The sequence below is a fragment of the Methylobacterium sp. Leaf465 genome, assembly GCF_001424705.1.
Taxonomy (GTDB): Bacteria; Pseudomonadota; Alphaproteobacteria; order Rhizobiales; family Beijerinckiaceae; genus Methylobacterium.
The window spans coordinates 92662-115743 of the sequence record NZ_LMRA01000007.1; the positions used below are offsets into that span (position 1 = coordinate 92662).

The following is a 23082-nucleotide window of genomic DNA, read 5'->3' on the forward strand; positions in this document are numbered from 1 at the left end:
CCGGGAGAGGGGGCGCCGGGCGCCGCCCATAGCACGGGCGCGGCCCCGTCGGGCACCCGCTTCAGAGGCGGGCCGGGTCGATGCGGTAGCGGATCGGCTTGAAGCTGTTGTTGTTCGATTGCAGGGCCGAACAGGCGGTGAGCCCGATCACGAGGTCGCATTCCGCCTCGAAGGTGACGTGGTCGCCCGCCCGGCTCAGGGGCGGCTCGACCTTCAAGTCGCCCGTGCCGCCATCGACGGTGACGTTCATGAACACGTTGAAGGCCACCGGGATCCGGTCCGGCACGACGCCGTAGGGCGCCAGCGCCGCCGCGAGATTGCCGAAGCAGCCCCGGTGCGGGTGGGTGTCGCCGTAGATGATCCGGAAGGTGTCGGCCGAGCACGGGGTCAGCAGGAAGTCGTGGCGGCCCACCGTGTCCGCGACGATGCGCAGGAGCACATTCGAGCGGTTGGAATAGATCGGGTCGCCGGTGGTGAGGTAGATCCGGCTGGCATAGTCGAGTGTCCGGCCCGAGGAGATCACCTCGTCGAGGTCGCCGCGGACGAAGGCGAGGAGGTCGGCCACCTGCTCGCCCTGCGGGTCGATCACGGTGAGGCGTTCGCCCTTGTCGAGGGTGAAGGCGACGCCGGAGCGCGGCGCGATCTCGTGCATGGTCGATGGGTGCGGGCGGGGCTCAGGCGGCATCGCGGGCCTCCGCGTCGCGGCCGCGGAACGGGCAGACCCAGTCGGCGTCGACGGCGCGACCGCTGTACTGGCGCGCCTCCGAGGCGTCGCCATGCCGGGCGAGCATCGGGTTGATCGAGCCGGCCAGCGCCTCGTCGCGCGAGAGGATCGCGCTGCGCAGCTTCTCGTAGCGCCCCTCGGCGCGCAGCTGCTCGAACTGGGCGCGCAGGTTGAACACCAGGACCGGATGCGGGAAGCGCCGGGCCGGCCGGCTGGCGCCGGGATGCATGCCGACCACGAAGAACGCCTCGCCGCCGAAGGAGAGGGAGAAGTGCGGGTCGTTCGGATCGGCATCGACGCGGGTGTCGTAGCGCTGGCCGAGGAACGCGTCCTTGTCCGACAGGGACTGCACGCGGTCCCAGAGGTGGCCCTCGAAGGCCTCCTCGCCGAGGTCCGTCGGACCTTCGAAGATCACGGCGAAGCTCTGGAACAGGTCGGGCTTGGCCCGGTAGCGGCAGATGAAGGCGAGAAGCGCGGGATAGAGCCGGGGATCGTCCCAGCTCGAGGCGATGCTGCGCGCCACGACGATCTTCATCTGGCCCTTCGACAGGGCCGATTTCGCGCCGACGCAGGGGAAGGGCTGGCTTCGGATGAAATCCTGGAACTCCACGGCCAGGGGATGGCCGCTGTCGTCGGTGGGGAGATGCATGGAGACTCGACGCTGACATCACCCGGAACGCAGGGTGCATGGGGTGAACCGGAGGGACATGGCCGAGTTCCGTTCGCGCGACGGCATGGCACGCATGCTCCACAGCCCTCCCGGCGACGGCGGCGATGCCCCGCGGCGAACCTTTGCCGGCGCCGGGCATTGAACCGACGATGTCGAGACGGGGCCCCACGACGATGACGACGCAACCATGACCGGCCGACAGGGGGCTGCCCGGTTCGCGAAAGGCACCCTGCGGGCGTTGCGCCTGCTGGCCAAGCCGGTTCGACGGTCTCAAGGCCGCGCCGGGACGGTGGTGGAAACTTATCGGGGCTACGGCTCCCGCGACGAGGTCTTCCTCATCGGCCGGGTCTTTCGGCAGTCGAGCCGGGCGGCCGACGCGCCGGACGAGGGCTGGGCCGCCGAGCTGCGCGACATCCGGCGCCGCATCACCCGCCGCACGGTGGCGGGTGCCGCGCTCACCGCGCGCTTCTTCGGTTGCGAGGAGCAGGTCGTCACCGACCGGGACGGCTACTTCCGCGTCCACCTGCGCCCGAACCTGCCCGCGCCGCCGCAGGCCTCCTGGCACAGCCTGGAGCTCGATCTGGCCGGCCCCGAGCCCGTGCGGGCGAAGGCGCAGGTGTTCATCCCCTCGGTCGATTGCCGGCGGGTGGTGATCAGCGACATCGACGACACGATCATGCACACGGGCGTGGCCAACAAGGTCAAGATGCTCTGGCGGCTGTTCGTGGAGGATGCCGAGAACCGGGTCGCCTTCCCGGGGGCCGCCGCCCTGTACCGGGCGCTCTATGCCGGGCCGTGCGGGGCGGAGGGCAATCCCATGCTCTACGTCTCCCGGGCGCCGTGGGGCATCTACGACATGCTCAGCGAATTCTTCGTCATGCACCGGATCCCGGTCGGGCCGGTGCTCTTCTTGCGCGAATGGGGTCTGTCCTGGACGAGCCCGCTGCCGCGCCGGGCCGAGGATCACAAGCGCCACCTCATCGACCACATGCTGACGCTCTACCACGACCTGCCCTTCGTGCTCATCGGCGACAGCGGCCAGCACGATCCCGAGGTCTACGCGGGCATCGTCGCGGCCTATCCCGGCCGGGTGGCCGCGGTCTATATCCGCAACGTCTCGCGGGATGCGGGCCGGCTGGAAGAGATCGCCAAGCTCGCCGAGGCGGTGGAGGCGGCCGGCAGCAGCCTGGTTCTGGCCGCCGACAGCCTCGCCATGGCCGAGCATGCCGCCGAGCACGGCCTGATCGCCCACGCGGACGTGGCCGATGTGGCGCGGGAACACGGGACCGTGCCGGAAACCCGCCGTCGCGCCGGCCGCACCCGCGCCCGCGGCCTGCGCAAGATCCTGGGCGGGGCCGGGCCGACGCCGCCCAACGTCATCGTCGAGCCCGGCCGGTCCGATCCGCCGGCCTGAACCCGCCATCGGAGTGCCGGCTCGCGCCGATCCGGGCCGGTCTCCGGGAAACCTCTCGCCGCCCTGCGCAGGGCTCTGCCGTCGAGGTGGGCAATCTGCCCGAACCGTTTGCAATTCTGACCTCGCCCTGTAAGGTCGTACTGGTATACCAGAGACGTCGGCCTGCATTTTCAGCGTTCGCTCGTGCAGCGTGCGCATCGCGAGCGAGGGGGAGAGGATGTCAGACCCTACCGGTCCCGACCGCCCGGCCGGTGCGCTGCTCGGCGCCCGTCTGTTCCGGCCGATCCTGGCCGGCGCCACCCTGCGCGAGCGCCTGATCGGCTGCCTTGGCGCCCTCATCGGCATCGCCCTGACGGGACTCGTGACCGGCTGGATGGTCGGGCAGGGCCCATACATTCCCCTCATCGTGGCGCCCATGGGGGCCACGGCGGTGCTGCTCTTCGCCGTGCCGGCGAGCCCCTTGGCCCAGCCCTGGCCGATCATCGGCGGCAACACGATCTCGGCCCTGATCGGCGTGACCGCCGCCCACTTCATCCCCAATCCGGTGCTGGCCATCGGGGTCGGCGTCTCGCTGGCCATCGCGGCGATGTCGTTCACGCGCAGCCTGCATCCGCCGGGCGGGGCCGCGGCGCTCACCGCGCTCATCGGCGGCCCGGCCATCGCCTCCTCGGGCTTCCTGTTCCCCTTCGTGCCGGTCTGCCTGAACTCCATCATCCTGGTCAGCCTCGGCATCGCCTTCCACCGGATTTCCGGGCGCACCTATCCGCACGTCCCGTCGGGCCCCCCGGCCAACCTGCACGGCACGACCGACCTGCCGGCCCCCATCCGGGTCGGCTTCAACGCCCGCGACGTCGACGCCGCGCTCCTCAACCTCAACGAGACCCTCGACATCGACCGCAGCGACCTCGACCGGCTGCTGCGGGAGGTCGAGAGCCAGGCCCTGGTGCGGGCGCACGGGGCCCTGGACTGCGGCGCGGTGATGTCCCGCGACGTGGTGACGATCGGCCTGCACGAGTCGCTCGCCCGGGCACGCGACCTCCTGCTCCGGCACAACATCCGGACCCTGCCGGTGGTGGACGAGGCGGGCCGCCTCGCCGGAACCCTGGGCCTGCGCGAACTGGCCCTGCGCGGGGAGGGCAGCCTCGCGCAGGTGATGTCCGAGGCGCACACGGCCCGGGCGGCCGAGCCCGTGCTGAGCCTGGTGGAGCCCCTGACCAACGGGCACGCGCATGCGGTGGTGGTGACGGGCGAAGACCGCCGGATCCACGGGATCATCACCCAGACCGACCTGCTCGCTGTGCTGACGCGCCTCGCCTCCGCCAAGGCCTTCGACGCGAGCCCGGCCGCGGCGGCCTGAGCGGGGCAGGGGCCGGCGGCGCTTGGTCCGACACTTCGCCCCGGGCGCTTGGCCCGGCGCTTGGTCCCGGGCGCGTGGCGCGGTTGTTGCGAGGTGACGTGCTCCCTCGCACCGAAGCCCACGGGTTCGAGCCGATGCACGACGCGCCGCTTCTCCTCCACCTCCTGTACGCCACCCTGATGGTGGCCAGCATGATGCTGACCTGGCAGGTCCATCGGCTCCTCGGCCGGGCCTGACGGATGATGGCCGGCAGGCGTACCGGCCGGCTGCGTGGTCCATTACAACGGCAGGGGGGCCCGCCGTCGCCGGTCGACGCACGCCCCGCACCGTGCACCTGTCTTAGGGAGCCAATCGGAAACTGGCGCTCTCGATCGTCTCTGGGTCGTTCATGGTGAGCCGCCATTCGCTGTGCGCGGCAGAGAACATGACGGTGAAGACATCGCTGTCGCCGACGCGGGAGATGCCCTTGGAGGCGATCGACACGAGGTCGCCCCAGGACCTCACCGTCCTCATGTTGTCCGGCAACTGCTCCTTGAACGCCCGTGCGAGCGGCTTGCTCATGCGCGCGAGTTCCGGGCTGCCCCGCTGAGTCGCCTCGATGATCCGACGCAGAGCCGCTTCACTTCCAGGGGCCGGCGTATTCGCAGCCTGCCGCGCCTCCCGCCGTGCCTCGGTGGCGTTCGCCCGGTCTTCCCTGATCCGCGGAGAGGTCTGTTCAAGCCCGTTCTGATGAAGGATGGCGGCGGTCGCGGTGCCATCTGGACCGACCATGAAGCTGATCTGTGCCTGGATATTGCGATTTCGATAGAAAATTTTCGACTGCTTTCCGGGATGATCGAGTAAAACGACTGTCCCGTGAGGCGAACGATGAGATCGTTCGCGTCCCGCTGTACAACGATGATGGTCTTGGGAGTTAGTTCGTAGAAGCCGACGTATCCGTCCACGACCTTTGGATCGATCCGGACTTCCGTTCGTGGACGCGCCTGCCCGATCTTGAGCCGCTCCATGCGGTCTTTGTCGGTCTCCGTCCGCCCCTCGGTCAACCGCCGGACCTCCGCCCGGAGCCGGCGCCAACTGGGGAAACCGTAGTCACGGGCGAGATCGCGTTGCACCATCGCGAGCTGCGCTGTCGGATCGGCGGCACGCATCTGCTTCAACCGAGACTTGGCTTCATTTCGCAGGTGTTCGAGGTTGGGGCGGTCGGGGAGTGCGCGGGGGCAAGCGCCGCTCGACGGAAGCGTAGCCGTCATCGAATCCTTCCTTCCTCAGCGCCCTTTGTCCGCGTTCTCGGGCAGGAAGTCGGGGAATGATCAGACGACGACGAATGGGCTGAGCCCTTCACGCGGACTGTTGGCCTATCCTGAGGCCGAGGCGATGTTAGGATCAGGTCCGCAAAACGACGAAAGGGGCCGACACCTGTCCATGGCGGACCCTCACGGGCCAGTCGGGCAAATCCGGTTCCGGCCGCTCATGTCGGAACCCTTCTTCAGTCGCCCAAACGATCAGGATCCGCCGCATGACCCGCCTCGCCCACGCGGGCAACCTGCTCGCGAACCTGCCCGACGCCGCGGCGGGCGAGGTCTTCACCGAACTTCTCGCGCGGCCGGGCTGCCGGATCGAGCGCATCGTCTCGCAGGGCCAGGTCACGCCGCCGGACGAGCCCTATCGCCAAGCCCACGACGAGTGGGTGCTGCTCCTCGCGGGTGCGGCCCGCGTCGCGCTGGCGGACGCAGAGGTCGCGCTCGGGCCGGGCGATACTCTGTTCATCCCGGCCGGGTGCGTGCACCGCGTCACCTTCACGGATCCCGACCGGCCGACGGTCTGGCTCGCCGTCCATCTCGGCGAGAAAGATTGCCCGGCCGGGGCCTAGGGCCTCAGATCGCCGCGGCCGGGTCGCCGCCGAGGGGATTGCCCGCATCCTCGTTGCGGTCGTCCGCCGCGTGCCGTTCCCGGCGCGCACGGCCGCCGCGGTCGAGCAGCGAGCGGCCGAGCGCCCGGAAGGGGGCCGTGAGGCGGCGGGCATCGTCGGCGCGCTCCATGAAGCGCTCGCCGTTGCGGATCTCCTTGTCGAGGCGCGCCATAGTGCGCGCCAGGGCCGGATCGTCGTCGTCCAGCCAGACCTCCACCGTGCGGGCGAAGGCAATGACCACGCCCTGGAGCTTGAGGCGGCCGAGCGGACCCTCAGTGTTGATGCCGGCGGCGGCCAGCATGAAGCGGTGCGAGTTCAGCGCGACGCCGTTCAACGCCAGCATCGAGAGCGGATCGCCGCGCAGGGCGTAGGAGATCCGGCGCAGGGCGTCCTTGTAGGGCGTCATCGCGTCGAGGCGGCGCATCAGCACGTCGAACAGGCGCTCGCGGGTCGGCTCGTCGGCGAGATCGGCGGTGTCGCCCTCCAGCACCGCGCGGTCGATGAGGCGCGACAGGCCGCCGAGTACGGCGCCCTTCGAGGGGAACAGGTCGCGGAACTCTGCCAGCGTCAGGCCGGCCTCCCGGGCGATGTCGCCGATCTCGATGTCGTTCCACGGCTGCTCGGCGGCGAGCCGCATCAGCGCCTCGACGGCCGCCTCGCGTGGGGGCAGCGCCTTCTCGGGCGCTGCGGCCGCCACCGGCAGGGTGTCGGCGGAGTCCGTCTCGGTCGTCTGGGTCTCGGGCCTGGGAGAGCCGGGGCGTTTGGCCATGGTCGTGCGATCCTCGTCCAATCAGGCCTTCATGTAGGGTCCCGCGGCCGGATCGTCAGGTCCGGCTCAGCCCGCGAGGGCCCCGGCGCGGCGCCGCGCCGCGTCCACGGCCTCGCGCATCAGGTCCGGCAGGCCGCCGCTGCGCATCAGCACCGCGAGGGCTTCGGCGGTGGTGCCGCCCGGCGAGGTCACATCCTGGCGCAGACGCGCGGCGTCCCGGGGATCGGCCGCGAGGAGCGCGGCGGCCCCCGAGACGGTTTCGCGGGCGAGGCGCGTGGCCATGTCCGCGGGCAGGCCGACGGCGATGCCCGCCTCGGCCATCGCCTCGGCCAGGAGGAAGACGTAGGCGGGCCCGGAGCCCGACACGGCCGTCAGGGCGTCGATCAGCCCCTCGTCGTCGAGCCACTCCACCAAGCCGACGCTGGCGAGGAGCGCGTGCGCCTGCGTCCGCTGCCCGTCATCGACCTCCGGGCTGGCCACCGCGCCGGTGGCCCCCCGTCCGATGCTGGCGGGCAGGTTCGGCATCGCCCGCACGATGGCGCGGGCGCCGGGCAGGCGGTCGCGCAGGTTGGCGATGGTCTTGCCCGCCAGCACCGACACCACCAGGGTTCCGGGACCGATCAGCGGCGCCAGCGCGGGCGCCGCGGCCTCCAGCCCCTGGGGCTTCATGGCGAGCACCAGGGCCTCCGCGACCGGGGGCGCGGCGGGGTTCAGGGCGAGCCCGCGCGCGGCGCAGAGCGCCTGCAGTTCGGGGGAGGCCTGCGGATCCAGGATCGTGGTCCGGGCGGGGTCGAGCCCCCCCGCCAGCCAGCCGGAGAGCATGGCGCCCCCCATCTTGCCGGCCCCCACCAGGGTGAGGGAGGCGGGGAGGGCGGCGTCGACGGGCGCGCTCACGCCTCGCCTTCGGTCTCGAACAGCACCGCGTCGAGGGCCTCGCGGGCGGACTTGCCGGCCCAGAGCACGAACTGGAAGGCCTGGTAGTAGCGCTCGCAGGCATCGACCGCCGACTTCAGCATCATGGTGCACTGGCCCTGGGTCGGGGCCGCGCCGCCGGTCAGCAGCAGCGAGTGGCGGAACATCACGACGTTGTCGGTGGACCACAGGTCGAAATGCCCGACCCACAGCTGCTCGTTGACCAGGGAGACCAGCGTCAGGATCTCGGTGCGCCGGCGCTCCGGCACCTTGAGGTCGAAGGCTGAGGCAACATGGAGCGCCTCCACGTCCTCGATCCAGGTGAAGGCCACGTGGTAGTCGGCCCAGCGCCCGGCGACGGAGACGGACATCTCGTCGGTCTCGGCCCGGTCGAAGATCCAGTCGCGCAGCGACGCGAGGCGCTCGACGATGTCGAGGGGATGCTCGTGCCGATCGTGATCTTCGATGTGGAGTTGGGTCATGGCGGTCCAGTGTGTCGATCTCGTCGAAGATCGGCGAAGTCGTTGTGAAACGCGCTCCGGTGACCGTCGGCCCTCTGTTCCGGACTTGCTCCAAGCCCACCCGGACGGGTGTGGCAGGGAACGATTCTGTTCGGTTCAGGGCGTTTCGGGGCAGGAGCGAATCAGGTCATGACCCACTATAGACCGTGCTGGACTCGCGTTTCAAAGCGGCCCGGGAAGCCGGTGAACAGGAAAGCGACCGTCCACCGTTCCTTCCTGTGCACAAGCGTGGCGGGGCCGGAGCCCCCGCGAATCAACCTGGAATCAGATCGCCTCGCTGGCTCCGGCCACGGGCTCGGGGCCGACTTTCGCCTCGAGCGCGGTGATCCGGGCGGCCAGGGCGTCGTTCTGGCTGCGCAGCGCCGAGACGAGGTCGCGCAGCACGTCGAGCTCCTCGCGGGAGGCGATGTCCATGTCGCGGATCAGGCGCTCGACCTGGGCCTTGAACACCGTCTCCGCCTCGCGGCGCACGCCCTGCGCGGCGCCGGCGGCATCGGTCATCAGGCGGGCGAAATCGTCGAACAGCCGGTTCGAGCCTTGCATCGTCGTCTCCCGGAGCAATGAGGCCGCCATCCGTCCGTGACGGCCACGAGACCGGCGCCTGTGCGGCACGACATAAGAATCCCCGCGCGTCCCGGCAATCCGCGCCGGTGCTTCGAGAGCCCCGACGGGAATGTTTCCGCCGTTGTCCGATGGGGCCGCGCGAAACAGGCGTTTACAAAATCCTGCCCCGCCGGCCCTTCGAACTCCGGGCGTGCCGGCGCATAGTCGCGCGTTGACAGATCCGCAGGAGAGCCGGGCACCGGCCCCGGATGCGGAGGGAGCCGCGATGCTCGGGACCATGACGCAGACGACCACGACCCATCCGCACATCCTCCTCGTGGAGGACGACCGCGAGATCAGCGCCCTCGTCGCCCGCTACCTGCGCGCCAACGAGTGCCGGGTCAGCCTCGCCGGGGACGGGGCAGCCATGGACAAGGTCCTGGCCGATGCCCGCGTCGACCTCGTCGTGCTCGACCTGATGCTCCCGGGCGAGGACGGCCTGAGCCTGTGCCGACGCCTGCGCGCCACCTCGCGCATTCCCATCCTGATGCTCACCGCCAAGGCCGAGGAGATCGACCGCATCATCGGCCTCGAGATCGGCGCCGACGACTATCTCGGCAAGCCCTTCAACCCGCGCGAGCTCCTGGCACGCATCCGCGCCATCCTGCGGCGGGGCTCGGGCACGGAGGCCGAGGCGGAGGAGGGCGTACGCCGCCTCCACTTCCTGGGCTGGACCCTCGACGTCTCCCTGCGCCAGCTCCTCAGCCCGGAGGACGCGCGCATCGCCATCACGGGGGCGGAGTTCGACCTGCTGCACGCCCTCTGCCTGCGTCCCGGCCGGGTGCTTTCCCGCGACCAGCTTCTCGACCTGACGCAGGGGCGCGCCGCCGGCCCGTTCGAGCGCAGCATCGACGTCCTGATCAGCCGCATCCGCCAGAAGATCGAGCCGGATCCGCGCAACCCGGAGATCATCCGCACCATCCGCTCCGGCGGCTATCTGTTCACGCCCGAGGTCACCCGCACATGAGGCCCCCCTGGAGCCGCCTGCGCGCCCTCGTGCCGTCGAGCGTCGCCGGGCAGATCGCCCTGCTCATCGTCGCCGCCGTGGTCCTGGCCCACGCCATGGCGACGCTGGCCTTCTTCACCCTGCGCGAGCCCTGGCGGCCCGACGACCATCCCGGCGTCGCCGCGAACCGCCTCGCCACCGTCGCCCGCCTCCTCGACGGTGCGAGCCCGGCCGATCGCCCGGCGCTCCTGGCCAACGCCGCCCGGATGCTGCCGACCCTGCGGATCGAGCCCTGGGACGCGACCGATGCCGGGGCCGCCGCCACGGAGCCGGCCGGCGGCGATCGGATCGGCGATCATTTCGTGGTCCAGCGCCTGCGCGACGGCTTCGGACGCCCCCTCGCCATCACCGACCTGTCGGCGGCCAAGCGACCGGCGGAGGCGCCCACGGGCGTGCGCGTGGGCCTCGCGACGCCGGGCGGCGCCCGGCTCTCCGCCCTGGTGCCGGACGACGACCGCCCGCCCATGCGGCAGGGCGCGATCATCTTCACCTTCGTGTTCCTGGGCGTGGCCGTCTCGCTGATCTGCCTCTGGGCCACGCGGGCGCTGACGGCGCCCCTGGCGCGCCTCGCCGAGGCCGCGGACGTGTTCGGCACCCGCATGAACCTGGTGGATCTGCCCGAGAACGGCCCGCGCGAGGTCGTCGCCCTGTCCCGCGCCCTCGACCGGATGCGGGCCCGCGTGCGGCGCCTGATCGACGACCGCACCCAGATGCTCGCGGCCATCAGCCACGACCTGCGCACCCCGATCACCCGCCTGCGCCTGCGCGCCGAGTTCATCGAGGACGATCACGCGCGGACCATGACCCTGCGGGACCTCGACCAGATGAACGGCCTCGTGGAGGCGGCCCTGTCCTTCGTGCGGGACGGCCACGGCCCGGAGGGGGGCGCGAAGATGCTGATCGACCTCGCCTCCATCGTCCAGACCGTCGCCGACGAGTTCGCTGATATCGGCGCCGACGTCCGGGTGGCCGAGACCCGCCACGTGCTGGTCCAGGGCCGACCGGAGGAGCTTCAGCGCGCGATCATGAACCTCGTGGACAACGCGGTGAAGTATGGCGGCGCGGCGCGGCTGACGGTGACCCAGACCGAGCGCGGCGTCGCCGTAGAGGTCAGCGACGACGGCCCCGGCATCCCGGAGGCGGAGCGGGACGCGATGCTCCAGCCCTTCGTGCGCGGCGACCGGGCGCGCAACCTCGACACCGCCAGCGGCTTCGGCCTCGGCCTGTCCATCGTGCTCGCCATCGCGGATTCGCACGAGGGTCGCTTCACCCTGCGCAACCGGACCCCGCGGGGCCTCACGGCGCGGATCGAATTGCCGCGCGCCGCCACCGCCCAGGCGACCCCAGCGGGCGTCACGGTCGATGCGGACCACCGCGCCGCCGCCGCCTGATTGCGCCGGAGGGGCGCAGAAGCAAAGAAGACCCGCCCCTCCCGGGGCGGGCCTTACCGCGAGGCCGGGCGCTCCGCGCCGGCTTGCGTCACCCCGTCAGGGCGTCAGCAGCGCGGGCCGCCCGAGGTCTGGCCGTATTGCTGGACCGGGAAGTTCTGCTGGTTGGCGTTGCCCTGGCTCGCCGAATTGTCCGCACAACGGCCGGTCACCGGGACGTCGTAGGAGCGGATCGACCCCGTCGTGATGTCGTCGTAGCGCGAGGCCGGCACATCGCCGTAGGTCGGCGCGACGCGATCGAGCGCGAAGCTGCCGGTCGCCGGGGCCGCAACGGCAAGAACAGTCGCGGCGGCGAGGGCGAAAAGACGATGTTTCATCGAAAGAATATCACTCTTGTGTGAGACGAGGACCGTATGTCCCTGCGTCTCGACTGCGGTGAGCGTGATATGGGACGCGTCCGACCGGGACGACGTGCCACCGCGCACGTAGGCGCGGCGGGGCGCCGACGCTGTGCCCCGGACCCTTGTGGCCCCGACGTCGCGGCGCTTCGGAACGCGGAGGTTCGGAACCCGGAGTTTCGGACCTCGGAGTTTCGGACCTCGGGGCCTCAGAGCTCGGGACCTTAGAACTCCATGTCGAGTTCCTCGATCTCGTCGGGCTCCCGCGCCGCGTCCGCCGCCCATTCCGTCATCAGCGGCCAGGCCAGGATGGTGTCGCGATAGGCCTCGGTCCTGCGCGGCAGGCTCACGTCGTAGGTGCGGAACCGCGTGCACACGGGGGCGTACATGGCATCGGCGAGGCTCGGCGTCTCGCCGAACAGGAACGGGCCGTCGTAGCGCCCCAGGCATTCGTCGACGATCGTGATGATGCGCTCGATATCGCCGCGCGCGCCGTTGAAGATCCTGAAGTTGGCGTGGCGCGCCTTGAGGTTCATCGGAAGCGCGGAACGCAGGTTGATGAAGCCGCCATGCATCTCGCCCGAGATCGAGCGGCAATGGGCGCGCGCCACCGCATTGGGCGGCAGGAACCCCGCCTCGGGACGGATCTCGTTGAGATACTGGGCGATGGCGAGAGTGTCCCAGACGATGATCTCGCCGTGGACCAGGCGGGGCACGAGGAACGACGGCGACAGGTGCAGCAGCTCCGCCCGGGTGGAGGCGTCGTTCCCCGACAGAAGCTCCGTCTCGAAGTCGAGGCCGGCCATGCGGCAGACCAGCCAACCCCGCAGCGACCACGACGAGTAGTTCCGGCTTGAAATCGTCAGCGTTGCCGCGGGCATCGATCCGTCCCCCCTGTTGGTCCCTCGCCGACACGTGATCCAAGACTTGTGCCGCCCGAGGCCCCGACACGCAGGATGTTTCCGGTTCACCCGCCGCATGCTCGGCGGACACGGGAGCTTTTTCCCACCGTGACGGTTGACCTTTCACAGTCACGACCACCGGCGATGCGTTGTTCACCTGTTATTCCGATGCGACGTGCGACATGTCTCCGGTGATGCATACGCACAACAACCGCAGGATATCACACGTTAAGGCCGTTGCGTCCGGGCCCAGCCTGCCGCAGCCTAGCGCCCCATCGTCGGCGGCTCTGCCGTCGCGCCCGCTTGCCGCGGACGATCTGCGATTTGACCGTTCGCGTAGGAGTTCGGGCTGCATGCTCTATCGTGCCTTCGATGCCCAGTCGGATCTGGCGGAGCAGACGCGCGCCTGGGGACGGCTCGTCCACGACGCCGTTTCGCCCTGGACCGCGGCCGGCTTCAAGGAGCCGTTGAGCTGGTGGTCGGCCGGCGCCCGGATGATGATGCGGGCCGGCTTGACCTTCTCGCGCCCCGCCTACGGCATCGACAGCGTGACGGTGGGCAACCGCGAGGTGCCGGTGACCGAGGAGACGGCGTTCGCGACGCCGTTCGGGACCCTGCTGCGGTTCAAGAAGGACATCGACACTGATCAGCCCCGCGTCCTCGTGGTGGCGCCCCTGTCGGGCCATTTCGCCACGCTGCTGCGCGGCACGGTGCGCACCCTGCTGCCCGATCACGACGTCTACATCACCGACTGGCACAATGCCCGCGACGTGCCCCTCGAGGCCGGCCCCTTCGGCTTCGACGACTATGTCGACCACCTCGTGCAGTTCCTCGGGGTGATCGGGGAGGGGGCCCATCTCGTCGCCGTGTGCCAGCCGGCCGTGCAGGCTTTGGCCGCCGCGGCCGTGATGGCGCATTCGAAGGACGTGGCGCATCCCCGCAGCATGACGCTGATGGCCGGCCCGGTGGATTGCCGGATCTCGCCGACCTCGGTGAACCACCTCGCCACCTCGAAGCCGATCGCGTGGTTCGAGAAGAACCTGATCGCCACCGTGCCCGAGCGGCACAAGGGCGCCGGGCGGCGGGTCTATCCGGGCTTCATGCAGGTCTCGGCCTTCGTCTCGATGAACGCCAAGCGCCACGTCCAGGGCCATGCCGACCTGTTCTGGCATCTCGCCAACGGGGAGACCGAGAAGGCGCGCCAGATCGAGGGCTTCTACGACGAGTATTTCGCCGTCCTCGACCTCGCGGCGGAGTTCTACATCGAGACGGTCAAGACCGTGTTCCAGGATTACACCCTGGCCAAGAACGAACTGACCTATCGTGGCAATCCGATCGACATGGGCGCCATTCGCAAGACCGCGCTCATGACGGTCGAGGGGGAGCGCGACGACATCTGCGCCGTGGGCCAGACCATGGCGGCGCACGACCTCTGCTCCAGCCTGCCGCACCACATGAAGAGCCATCACCTCCAGGCCGGCGTCGGCCATTACGGCGTCTTCTCGGGCCGCAAGTGGGAGAGCCAGACCTACCCGCTGGTGCGCAACTTCATCCAGTCGCACAACTGAGCCGACGGCGTCCCGCCGGACCATCCCGACGGCGCGGGCGACCGCGTCGAACGGTTTCCGGTGCGGCCGAACCGCTCGGATCGCGGTGCGCGCCCAGGAGACCGCCCAGCGGGGCCGGCTTCGCATCCCAACGGCAAAACGCCCTCCCCGCGGGGGGGGGAGGGCGCCGGTCGGTGTCGACGGGTCGGGTGCGTCGTCCCGCGCGCCTCAGGCGGCGGCGAGCGCCATCGACATGGATTCCTTCTTCATCAGCTCGCGGTAGAAGCCGTCGAGATGGGTCAGCTTGTCGGGCGACCCGTCCTGGATGATGCGGCCACCTTCCAGCACCACGATCCGGTCGAAGTCCCTCAGGGTCGAGAGGCGGTGCGCGATCGCGATGACCGTGCGGCCCTTCATCAGATTGGCGAGGGCATGGCGGATCGCCTCCTCGGACTCGGCGTCAAGGGCCGAGGTCGCTTCGTCGAGGAGCAGGATCGGCGAGTCCTTGAGGATGGCCCGCGCGATGGCGATGCGCTGGCGCTGGCCGCCGGAGAGCTTCACGCCGCGGTCGCCCACGATGGTGTCGAAGCCCTCGGGCAGCGCGTCGATGAAGTCGGTGCAGTGGGCGGCGGCCGCGGCCTTCCAGACGTCCTCGTCCGACGCATCGGGCCGGCCGTAGCGGATGTTCTCGCGTAGGGTCCGGTGGAACATCGAGACGTCCTGCGGCACCACCGTGATGGCCTCGCGCAGGGATTCCTGGGTGATGCGCTGGATGTCCTGGCCGTTGATCAGGAGACGGCCGCCCTGCGCGTCGTAGAAGCGCTGCAGCAGGGAGAACAGGGTCGACTTTCCGCCGCCCGACTTGCCGACGAGGCCGACCCGCTGGCCCGGCTGGATCACGAGGTCGAAGTCGGTGAAGACGCCGCGCCCGTCCGGGTAGGAGAAGGCGACGTGGTCGAAGGTGATCTCGGCCCCGGTGCCGGTGAGGGGCTCGGCCTCCGGGTGATCGATCAGGTCGTGGGGCTGCAGCAGCGTGTGGAGCGCCTCCGAGAGACGGGCGGTGTGCTGCGTCGCGTCCACCAGCGCCACGGCGAGGTCGCGGGTCGCGGCGAGAATGCGGATGCCCAGGGTGCAGACGAGCACGACCTGGCCGTTGGTCGCCTGGCCCGCTTCCCACATGGTGATCGCCCAGTAGAGCAGGCCGAGCACCGCCAGCACCGTCAGGATCGCGTGCACGATGCGCAGCTTCTCGAGGTAGAGCAGCGACGAGCGGCGCGAGCGCATCTCCTGGCCGATGGTCCCGTCGAAGCGGGTATACTCGCGCTTGAAGGCCGAGAAGGCCCGGACCAGCGGCATGTTGCCGACGAGATCGACCATCTCGCCATCCACCGAGGCGGCCTTGGCGGCGAAGTCGTGGTGCAGCGGCTTTCCGGCCGCCGCCATCTTGAACATCAGCAGCACCACGGCGGCGAAGATGCCGGCCAGCACCAGGGCCATCGTGAGGTTGACGGTGGCGATGTAGAGGATCGAGCCGAAGGCCGCGACGCAGGGCGGCATCACGTTGAACACGAACATGTTCTCGACCGTGAAGATCGCGTTCGAGGTGGCGGTGATGCGCGAGGCCAGGGTGCCGGGCTGCCGGTCGGCGAAGAAGGTCGGCGAGTGCCCGGTCATGTGCCGGAACAGGTCGCGCCGGATGTCGCCGGTGACGCCCACGAAGGTGAACGAGCCGACGAGGCTCGCCACGCGCCAGAGCATGTTGTCGGCCGCGATGAAGGCGATGAGAAGGGCGAGGGCGCCCCAGATCAGGCCGGCCTGCGGGCCCTTGCTCAGCGCATCCACGACGCCCTTCAGGGCATAGTCCGTGCTGACGGAGAAGCCCACGGCGCCGAGCACGGCGCACAGGATGACGAGGTGCGGCAGGGCGCGCCGGCGCAGATAGCGTCCCACGAAGGCGAACGGCCTATCGGCATAAACGCAGAGGTCTTCCATCGCGGTGACCGTCCCGATTTCGAGGCCCGCCCGGACGTAGGGTGGACCGGCTACTGTTAAGGCGTCCTCGCGGACCCTGGTTTCCCGCGCGTGCCCCACACAGGTTTCGGAGCCCCCCGGACTCGCAACGCGAAGCGGACGCAAGCGTTGCAGTGTCTGGCGGAGGTTTGCGCGTTTTAGCGTGCAAACCTGAACGTCGCTTGAGCGGCAAGCGAATTCGATGCCGCCCGGATCCGTCCGCGGACCCGCCCGAGGTTACACCGCGGGGTCGCGGCGCGTCTCGGGCATGATGAGCGCCACGAGGGCGAAGGCCGCGAAGCCCACGATCGCGAGGCCCAGGAACGCGGTGTGGCTGCCGAGCCGATCCGCCATCACGCCGGCGAGCGAGGTGGACAGGGCGGCGCCGATGCCCATGGCGGTGCCGACCGCGCCGAGGGCGAGGTTGAAGTGGCCGGTCTTGCGGGTGGCGTCCGAGACCACGAGGGGCACCATCACGCCGAACACCGCCGCCGAGATGCCGTCGAAGACCTGCACCGCCACGAGGAGTTCCGGGCTGTCGACGTAGGCGAAGAGCAGCCCGCGGATCGGCAGGGCGGCGAAGCCGAGGAGCAGCAGCGGGCGGCGGCCCCAGCGCTCGGCCAGCCGCCCGATGGTGGGCGCCGACACCGCAAGGACGACCTGGGGCACCACGATGCAGGCGGCGATCAGCGCCGTGGCGGTCTCGCTGGCCCGCAGGGTCAGCATGCTGCCCACGAGCGGCAGCATCGCCGCGTTGGCGAGGAAGAACAGGGTCATGCAGGCGCCGAAGCACAGGAGCGCGCGGTTGGTGAGGAGGGCGCGCAGGCCGGCCTCGCCCCGGCCCGCGCCGGCGGTCCCGCTCGCCTTGACGTGGGCCGGCCCGTCGATCTCCTCCGGCCGGATCCGCGACAGCGCGATCAGGGTCGGCACCATCAGGGCGGCGGTCAGGTAGAACACCGCGTCGTTCGAGAGGTAGTAGCCGCAGGCGCCCATGCCGGCGGCGGCCACGGCATTGCCGAGGGCCGAGAAGCTGGCATTGCGGCCCAGCCGCTCGCCCGCCCGGGCATGCCCGACGAGGCCGATGCTGATCGCCGCGATGGCGGGGGTGAGGATGCAGCTCGCCGCCGAGTGGGCGGCCATGGCCAGGAGCACGACGAGGAAGTTCGGCCACATCGCCAGCGCGAAGGCGCTCAGCGCGATGGCCACGACCGAGAAGCCGGCGGCGAACCGGCGCGCGTGCACCGCGTCCACGAAGGCGCCGCCGGGCACCTGGCCGAGCAGGCTCACGAGGCTCCCGACGGTCAGCGCGAAGCCGATATCGGACTGCGTCCACTTCGCCTGGGTGAAGTAGACGGCCAGGAACGGGCCGAAGCCGGTCTGGAGGTTCGCCACGAAGAACGCGAACCCGTCGAGGCCGCGCGTGCTCCGGCGCGAGATCACCTTCATGTCGGCCGGGTTCTCCGCTGCCGTCGCCGACGGGGCGTCGTCCGTGAGGGCGTCGCGGCGCGGGAGCGACCGCGGCCGGAACTCCGGACGCGCCACCTCCCGCGGCTTGAGGGCCCGGCGATCCTTCGGAAGCGGGACCGTCATCGATCCGGCGACTTCTCGGCCGGTTTGTCCGGCGCTTTCTCAGGCGCCGGCGCGGCGACCGGGGCGGGCGGCATCGTGGCGGCGGGCGCGGTCGTCGGGGCGGGACCGGCGGCCGGAGGCGACGCGACGGGCGCCGGCGGCGCGACCGGACCCTGGACCGGGGCCGCCGCCTGCTCGCCCTCGGCCGGAGCGGCCGGGCTCGCCGGGCCGAGCACCACGATCGGCTCGCCCGGCTTGTATTCCGGCGAGACGCGGACCTGGTTGCGGCTGAGCTGGAGCACCGGCCGGCTCGCCTTGCCGTCGGTGGTGAAGCGCATGGCGCGCCAGTCCACCGCGATCTTGCGGGAGCCGACGCCGAGGAAGCCGCCGAAATCGATGATGGCCGCGCGCGGACGCCCGTCCTTGTCGAGGATGATGTCGATGATCCGCCCCATATCCTCGCCGGTGGAGCTGCGCACGGCCTTGCCGAGGACGCCCTCGTAATCCTGGGTGTCGAGAACGGTGGCGGGCGTGCCCGTCGCGGGCGCCCCGGCGGCGGGCGCGCTCGGCGCGGGCGGGCCGGCCACGGGCGGCGTCCCGGGCGCCGCCGGCTGGGCGGGCGCCGGGGCAGGAACCGGAGCGGGTTGCGCGGGCGCTTGAGCCGGCTGCGCTTGGGTTGGCGGCGCCGGCGTCGGGACCGGGGCGGACGCCGGCGGCGTGGACGAGCCCGTCGTCACCTCGCCGGAGCTCGGCGCGGCGTCCTTGCCCGGCGCGGCCGGGGTCTCGGCGGCCGCGGAGGCGGCCAACAGGGTGATCGTCGCAGTGGCGATCATCCGGACAGTTCTGAACACGCGCGTTCCCCGAATGGTGCGTCTCGCCGGCCTGACACAATGGAAGCTTGGGCGGCGGGTTCCGCCTGACGGGCGGTTCCGGCCTCATTGCGCGTGGACCAAGGCGAAGTTGTGGATGGGCGGCAGGAAGGGACGCGCGAGCGGCGTCCCTTCCTGCCGATCCCCGGGGAGGGATGACACGGACCCCGGGGACAGCAGGACGAAGCGATCGCGCGCAAGAAACGGACCGGGCTGCGACCGATCTGGGTTCCGAGACCAGCACTCTGGCACCGGGCCAAGCGTGGCCGCAATCCTCTTGCGCACCGGAGCGTGTCTGGTTTTCGACAAATCTGCGTCGTACAGAGGCGAATAGCTTGCGTGGGCGTCCGAATGCGGTCGCCGGTGTTACCGAGGACCAGACCCGATGTCCCTTCCGTCCAGAGCCTGCGCCGTCGCGCTCGTTGCCGCCGCGCTCGCCGGGTGCCAAGCGCTCGGCGGCGGCGGCGGCGTGATGCCCGAGACGGAGGTCGGGCCGCCGCCCTCCATGCGCGGCGCGGTGCCGGGTCCCCAGCGCAGCCGCTCCGCCGAGGTCGACCCCGACGGGGGCCCGCTGCAGACCGCGCCGACGCGCCGCCTCAACCTGCCGAGCTCCGCCGGCGGCCAGAGCCGCGCTGCCGCGAACGAGGAGCGCCGGATCCGCCGCGAGGACATCGAGGGCGAGACCACGAGCCGGTCGAGCTCCGGCGGCCTCGCCCCCCAGATGGGGCAGGGCGGCAGCGTCGGTCTCGGCGGCAAGTTCTGACGACCGGGTTCGTTCTGACGGCCGAGACCTGAGGGCCGAGGTCGGAACGTCCGCGTCCGAAGGTCCGGCCCCGCGACGCCGCCCAGCCTCGCGGGGGCCGGCCTCGCGCGGGTGTCGCGCCGCGTCGGGGCGCGCCTCCTGACCCCGAACCGAAACCCGCGGAGGCTCCGGCCCTTACCCGACGGGAGTGCGAGGAGATCCGCGCGGCGTCCGAACAATGCGGACCCGACGCCGTGACTGATGGACGTCACCCCGTGGGGGATGGCCCGCGCGCCGGCCTTCCCCCGATCCTGTTCAGTCTTCGGTCCGGTTCGTGGTCGCCGACAACTGCAACACGAAAGGTTTCGGCCCTGGGCGGATGCGTGACAATTTGATTGTCCGGCGCCGTTGCTGTCGTCCTGCGACTGTGTAATCCTGAGATCGTGCGCCGCTCGCGCGGCGGCGGAGGAGATTCGGTCTCGCGTCGTGCCGGCGATGGCGGCGAACCCGCCATGGGACGAGTGCCTCGCGACCCTGCGAGCGGGAGGCATCGTCATGGATCACGATACGATGCGGCGGGCGACCGCCGAGTTCTTCGGAACGTTCTGGCTGACCTTCGGCGGCTGCGGCGCCGCGATCCTGTCGGCGGCCTTCCCCGAACTCGGGATCGGCTTCCTCGGGGTCGCCCTGGCCTTCGGACTGACGGTGCTGACGATGGCCTACGCGGTGGGGCACATCTCCGGCGGGCACTTCAATCCGGCCGTGACCCTCGGGCTGTGGTCGGCCCATCGCTGCGCCAACCGGCACGTCCTGCCCTACATCGTCGCCCAGGTGACGGGTGCGCTCCTGGCGGCGGGCGTTCTCTATTCCATCGCCTCGGGCAAGGCCGGCTGGGTCCCGAACGGGTTCGCGGCGAACGGCTACGGAGATCTCAGCCCGGGCAGATACAACCTCGCGGCCTGCCTCGTCACCGAGGTCCTGACGACGTTCTTCTTCCTCGTCATCATCGTCGGCACCACCTCGAAGGGGGCTGCGACGGGCTTTGCCGGCATCCCGATCGGGTTCGCCCTGGTGCTGATCCACCTGATCTCGATCCCGGTGACCAACACGTCGGTCAATCCGGCGCGCAGCACCGGTCCGGCCCTGATCGCGGGCGGCGAATACGTGGCGCAGCTCTGGCTGTTCTGGCTCGCGCCGATCGTCGGTGCGATGGCGGCGGGCGCCATGACGCGCTGGCTCTATGAGCCCGCGGACGTCGTGGACACGACGGTGGTCGAGAAGGGCAGCGCGATCTGACCCCGGCCACCGGCGCCGGGCGCTGCGGGCGACGGAAGGCTCCCGCGTCACGCAGGGCTCCCGTGCCGAGCCCGGCGGTTCCACGCGGGGCGCAGACGCCCTAGATCGCGGAGGTACGGCGGGCCTGCGCCCGCCGGGAGTCCCCCTCGTCCGCGATGCCCTCGTCTTCCGCCCGGTCCGCTCCCGGCCCGTCCGATCCCGCCCCGACCGGTCCCGCGGCCGGCCGACGCCGGCGGATGCGCGCGGCCGCCTTCCTGCGGGGGCGCGGGACGCTGACCAATCCGGGGCTCGACCTCACGCGCCTGCCGATCGGCCTCGACCCCCGCGGCCTCAGCCTCGTCGACGGGGTGCGGGCGGCCCTGGCCTTCGGCCTCGTCATCCTGCTGCACGAATGGTTTCCCTGGCCGCCGCTCCTCACCGTGGCGCTCGCCGCGAATCTCGCGTGCTTCGCCGATGCGGGCGGGCCGATGCGCTCGCGCCTCCTCGTGCTCACGGTCTTCTCCCTCCTCGGCGGAATGATCTGGGGGCTGTTCGGCCTGATGCAGCCGCTGGGGCCGGTGCCGGTGGTGCCGCTCGCCGGCATCGTCATCTTCGGCTGCACCTATGCCCGGGTCTGGGGGGTGCAGGCCCAGGCCGCCGGCAACGTCCTGGTCCTCGTCCTGTGCTTCGCCCTGGACCGGCCGCTCACGCCCGACCAGGCCCTGGTGGCCGGGCTGGTCTTCACCGCTGGAGGCCTCTGGGCGACGCTGCTGGCGCTCCTCCTGTGGCGGCTTCACCCTTATCGCCCGACGCATCGCGCGGTGGCCGAGGTCTGGCGCCGCCTGACCCGCCTCTGCGACGATCTCGAGGACCTCGCCTCCCTGGCCTGGCCGGAGACGCTCGAGACCAGGACCGCCCCCCGGGGCGGCGCCCGCCAGATCTTCGACCGCCAGACCTTCGACCTGCAGGCCTTCGACCGCCACGCCCGGGCCCATCGCCGGGGCGTGCGCGAGGCGATCGAGCAGGCCCGCACGGTGATCGTCGACCTCGCCCGCAGCCGCGAGCGCATCTCCGACCGCACGGCCCAGGCCCTGATCCGCCTCGAGGCGGCCGAGCAGATCTTCGCCGCCCTGATCGCGGTCTCGGACCTGATCGAGGGCGAGCCGGACCCGCGCCGGCGCCGCATGGTCCGCCGCTTCCTGCGCCGCCTGCGTCCGCTCCTCGGGGTGATCGCGCGGGCCATCCGCGACGACAGCGTGATCGACCTCGCCCGCCTGGACCGGGCGATCGACCGCAGCACCCGGCGCCTCGCCCATGACCGCGGGCTGCACGATCTCGCCACCCGCATCCTCGACCGCGTCCGCATCGGCGCCAAGCTCTCGACGCCGGACGGCTACCGGCCCGGCGGCGCCCTGCTGGGCCGGGCGAGCCTCCCCCTCGGGACCCGGCTCCTCGGGCCGCTCAGCACCAACTTCACCGTCGCCTCCGCCAACCTGCGCCACGCCGTGCGCGCCACCGTGGTGGCGGCCCCCGCCCTCTGGGCGACCCTGGTCTGGGCCGGACCGTTCGCCCACTGGCTCACCATGACGGTGGTGCTGACGATGCAGCCGTTCTACGCCGCCACCTGGCAGCGGGCCCTGGAGCGGATCGGCGGCACGGTGCTCGGCGGCCTGATCGGGGCCATTCTCGCGAGCTTCGCCACCTCGCCCCTGGTCCTGGCCGCCCTGGTCTTTCCCTTGAGCATCATCGGCTTTGCCGCCCGGCAGGTCAGCTACGGCGTCTTCATCGCCTGCCTGACCCCGCTCGTGGTCCTCCTCGTCGAGGTGGTGGAGCCCGGGCACGGCTCCTGGGAGGTGGCGGGCATGCGCGCCCTCCTCACCCTCCTCGGCGGTCTGATCGCGGTGGCGAGCGCCCTCGTGCTCTGGCCGATCTGGGAGCCCGACCAGGTGCGCCTCGAGCTGCGCAGGGCGGTGCGGGCCCATGCGGCCTTCGCCCGGGCGGTTCTCTGCGCCGGACCCGAGGCGGAGGCCAGCGGCCTGCGGGCCCAGGCCGCCCGGGGTGCCGGCCTCGCCCTCAACGACCTCGAAGCCGCGCTCGCCCGCGCCCTGCAGCAGCCCTGGGCCGGGCGACACCCGCAGGTGGAATCCGCCATGGTGGCGGACGCCACCCTGCGGCGGATCTCGGCCCGCCTCACGGCCCTGCGCTACGCCGTCGAGGTGGCCGACCCCGAGGCCCTCGCGGCCTGGAGCGGCTGGATCACCGCGACCCTGGCGAGCCTCGGGGGCGAAGGCGAGGAGACGCCACCGCCCATGCCCGCCGTGCCTCGCAGCGAAGGCCTGACCCGCCTCGTCGCTCAGATCGAACTGCTGGGCGAGACCCTGGCGCCCGCCGCGGCGCGGAGCGCCCGCGGGTAGGCGCCGGCCCATCGTCCGGCGCCCCCGACCAGGCCCGCCGGCCGGCCGCACGATTCGTGCGGTGCGGCGCGCGTGCCGGGCCG

22 protein-coding genes are annotated in these 23082 nt (G+C 71.3%); 10 read left to right on the forward strand and 12 right to left on the reverse strand.

Annotated features, from left to right (window positions below; genetic code table 11):
* Nucleotides 1-61 precede the first annotated feature (61 nt).
* On the reverse strand, nucleotides 62-685 hold the full coding sequence (locus ASG51_RS06650) for an urea carboxylase-associated family protein (protein WP_244476400.1): 624 nt from the start codon (nucleotides 683-685) through the stop codon (nucleotides 62-64).
* Entirely contained in the window at nucleotides 675-1373 is a 699-nt protein-coding gene (gene gntA, locus ASG51_RS06655; protein ID WP_056379838.1) for a guanitoxin biosynthesis heme-dependent pre-guanitoxin N-hydroxylase GntA, read from the reverse strand. Before gntA ends, ASG51_RS06650 begins: the two co-directional genes overlap by 11 nt.
* 208 nt (nucleotides 1374-1581) lie before the next feature.
* On the opposite strand from gntA, the gene ASG51_RS06660 reads away from it, so the two are divergent.
* The 3 genes from ASG51_RS06660 (at nucleotide 1582) to ASG51_RS23930 (ending at nucleotide 4401) form a co-directional block, all read left to right on the forward strand.
* Nucleotides 1582-2808, forward strand: a complete 1227-nt coding sequence (locus ASG51_RS06660) for a phosphatase domain-containing protein (protein ID WP_056355373.1) — start codon at nucleotides 1582-1584, stop codon at nucleotides 2806-2808.
* Nucleotides 2809-3025: 217 nt separating this feature from the next.
* Nucleotides 3026-4165, forward strand: coding sequence for an HPP family protein (locus ASG51_RS06665; protein WP_056379840.1), 1140 nt, complete (start codon nucleotides 3026-3028; stop codon nucleotides 4163-4165).
* A 98-nt stretch (nucleotides 4166-4263) separates the two neighbouring features.
* Nucleotides 4264-4401, forward strand: a complete 138-nt coding sequence (locus tag ASG51_RS23930; protein WP_156389601.1) for a hypothetical protein — start codon at nucleotides 4264-4266, stop codon at nucleotides 4399-4401.
* 103 nt (nucleotides 4402-4504) lie between these two features.
* Here the strand turns inward: ASG51_RS23930 and ASG51_RS06670 are convergent, their stop codons facing one another.
* Nucleotides 4505-4936, reverse strand: a complete 432-nt coding sequence (locus ASG51_RS06670; RefSeq protein WP_056379841.1) for a hypothetical protein — start codon at nucleotides 4934-4936, stop codon at nucleotides 4505-4507.
* 745 nt (nucleotides 4937-5681) lie between these two features.
* Here ASG51_RS06670 and ASG51_RS06675 point away from each other — a divergent pair.
* Complete coding sequence (locus ASG51_RS06675) at nucleotides 5682-6035, forward strand: cupin domain-containing protein (protein WP_056379843.1); 354 nt, start codon at nucleotides 5682-5684, stop codon at nucleotides 6033-6035.
* Between the two features lie 4 nt (nucleotides 6036-6039).
* On the opposite strand, the gene ASG51_RS06680 is transcribed toward ASG51_RS06675, so the two are convergent.
* From ASG51_RS06680 to ASG51_RS06695, 4 genes are all read right to left on the reverse strand, one after another.
* Entirely contained in the window at nucleotides 6040-6843 is an 804-nt protein-coding gene (locus ASG51_RS06680) for a TetR/AcrR family transcriptional regulator (protein ID WP_244480076.1), read from the reverse strand.
* Nucleotides 6844-6909: 66 nt separating this feature from the next.
* Nucleotides 6910-7737: a pyrroline-5-carboxylate reductase gene (gene proC / locus ASG51_RS06685; RefSeq protein ID WP_056379844.1), complete on the reverse strand. Its 828-nt coding sequence runs from the start codon at nucleotides 7735-7737 to the stop codon at nucleotides 6910-6912.
* Complete coding sequence (locus ASG51_RS06690) at nucleotides 7734-8237, reverse strand: YbjN domain-containing protein (RefSeq protein ID WP_055957499.1); 504 nt, start codon at nucleotides 8235-8237, stop codon at nucleotides 7734-7736. The genes proC and ASG51_RS06690 overlap by 4 nt, the downstream gene beginning before the upstream one ends.
* Nucleotides 8238-8540: 303 nt before the next feature.
* A complete protein-coding gene (locus ASG51_RS06695; protein ID WP_056379972.1) occupies nucleotides 8541-8819 on the reverse strand; it encodes an accessory factor UbiK family protein in 279 nt (92 codons plus the stop codon).
* Between the two features lie 298 nt (nucleotides 8820-9117).
* Between ASG51_RS06695 and ASG51_RS06700 the strand changes: the two genes are divergently transcribed.
* Together ASG51_RS06700 and ASG51_RS06705 are read left to right on the forward strand one after the other, a co-directional pair.
* On the forward strand, nucleotides 9118-9846 hold the full coding sequence (locus ASG51_RS06700; protein ID WP_056213417.1) for a response regulator: 729 nt from the start codon (nucleotides 9118-9120) through the stop codon (nucleotides 9844-9846).
* Nucleotides 9843-11276 (forward strand): ATP-binding protein, encoded by a 1434-nt coding sequence (locus ASG51_RS06705; RefSeq protein ID WP_056379846.1) that lies wholly within the window; start codon nucleotides 9843-9845, stop codon nucleotides 11274-11276. The genes ASG51_RS06700 and ASG51_RS06705 overlap by 4 nt, the downstream gene beginning before the upstream one ends.
* A gap of 104 nt (nucleotides 11277-11380) precedes the next feature.
* Here the strand turns inward: ASG51_RS06705 and ASG51_RS06710 are convergent, their stop codons facing one another.
* Both ASG51_RS06710 and ASG51_RS06715 read right to left on the reverse strand, forming a co-directional pair.
* Complete coding sequence (locus ASG51_RS06710; RefSeq protein ID WP_056213152.1) at nucleotides 11381-11650, reverse strand: hypothetical protein; 270 nt, start codon at nucleotides 11648-11650, stop codon at nucleotides 11381-11383.
* A 245-nt stretch (nucleotides 11651-11895) separates the two neighbouring features.
* Nucleotides 11896-12552, reverse strand: a complete 657-nt coding sequence (locus ASG51_RS06715) for a glutathione S-transferase family protein (protein WP_056379850.1) — start codon at nucleotides 12550-12552, stop codon at nucleotides 11896-11898.
* A 374-nt stretch (nucleotides 12553-12926) separates the two neighbouring features.
* On the opposite strand from ASG51_RS06715, the gene phaZ reads away from it, so the two are divergent.
* A complete protein-coding gene (gene phaZ, locus ASG51_RS06720) occupies nucleotides 12927-14141 on the forward strand; it encodes a polyhydroxyalkanoate depolymerase (protein WP_056274239.1) in 1215 nt (404 codons plus the stop codon).
* Between the two features lie 207 nt (nucleotides 14142-14348).
* On the opposite strand, the gene ASG51_RS06725 is transcribed toward phaZ, so the two are convergent.
* The 3 genes from ASG51_RS06725 to ASG51_RS06735 all read right to left on the reverse strand — a co-directional run bounded on the left by ASG51_RS06725 (nucleotide 14349) and on the right by ASG51_RS06735 (nucleotide 18532).
* A complete protein-coding gene (locus tag ASG51_RS06725) occupies nucleotides 14349-16112 on the reverse strand; it encodes an ABC transporter ATP-binding protein (protein ID WP_056213159.1) in 1764 nt (587 codons plus the stop codon).
* A 255-nt stretch (nucleotides 16113-16367) separates the two neighbouring features.
* On the reverse strand, nucleotides 16368-17576 hold the full coding sequence (locus ASG51_RS06730; protein WP_244480083.1) for an MFS transporter: 1209 nt from the start codon (nucleotides 17574-17576) through the stop codon (nucleotides 16368-16370).
* A 140-nt stretch (nucleotides 17577-17716) separates the two neighbouring features.
* Nucleotides 17717-18532 (reverse strand): PRC-barrel domain-containing protein, encoded by an 816-nt coding sequence (locus ASG51_RS06735; protein ID WP_056274231.1) that lies wholly within the window; start codon nucleotides 18530-18532, stop codon nucleotides 17717-17719.
* 421 nt (nucleotides 18533-18953) lie between these two features.
* On the opposite strand from ASG51_RS06735, the gene ASG51_RS06740 reads away from it, so the two are divergent.
* The 3 genes from ASG51_RS06740 to ASG51_RS06750 all read left to right on the forward strand — a co-directional run bounded on the left by ASG51_RS06740 (nucleotide 18954) and on the right by ASG51_RS06750 (nucleotide 22999).
* The gene (locus ASG51_RS06740) at nucleotides 18954-19331 is read left to right on the forward strand and encodes a hypothetical protein (RefSeq protein WP_056213166.1); all 378 of its coding nucleotides are present in this window, start codon (nucleotides 18954-18956) and stop codon (nucleotides 19329-19331) included.
* A gap of 534 nt (nucleotides 19332-19865) precedes the next feature.
* Nucleotides 19866-20606, forward strand: coding sequence for an aquaporin Z (aqpZ, locus tag ASG51_RS06745; protein WP_056213419.1), 741 nt, complete (start codon nucleotides 19866-19868; stop codon nucleotides 20604-20606).
* A gap of 236 nt (nucleotides 20607-20842) precedes the next feature.
* Entirely contained in the window at nucleotides 20843-22999 is a 2157-nt protein-coding gene (locus ASG51_RS06750) for an FUSC family protein (protein WP_056379854.1), read from the forward strand.
* The last annotated feature ends 83 nt before the right edge of the window (nucleotides 23000-23082 follow it).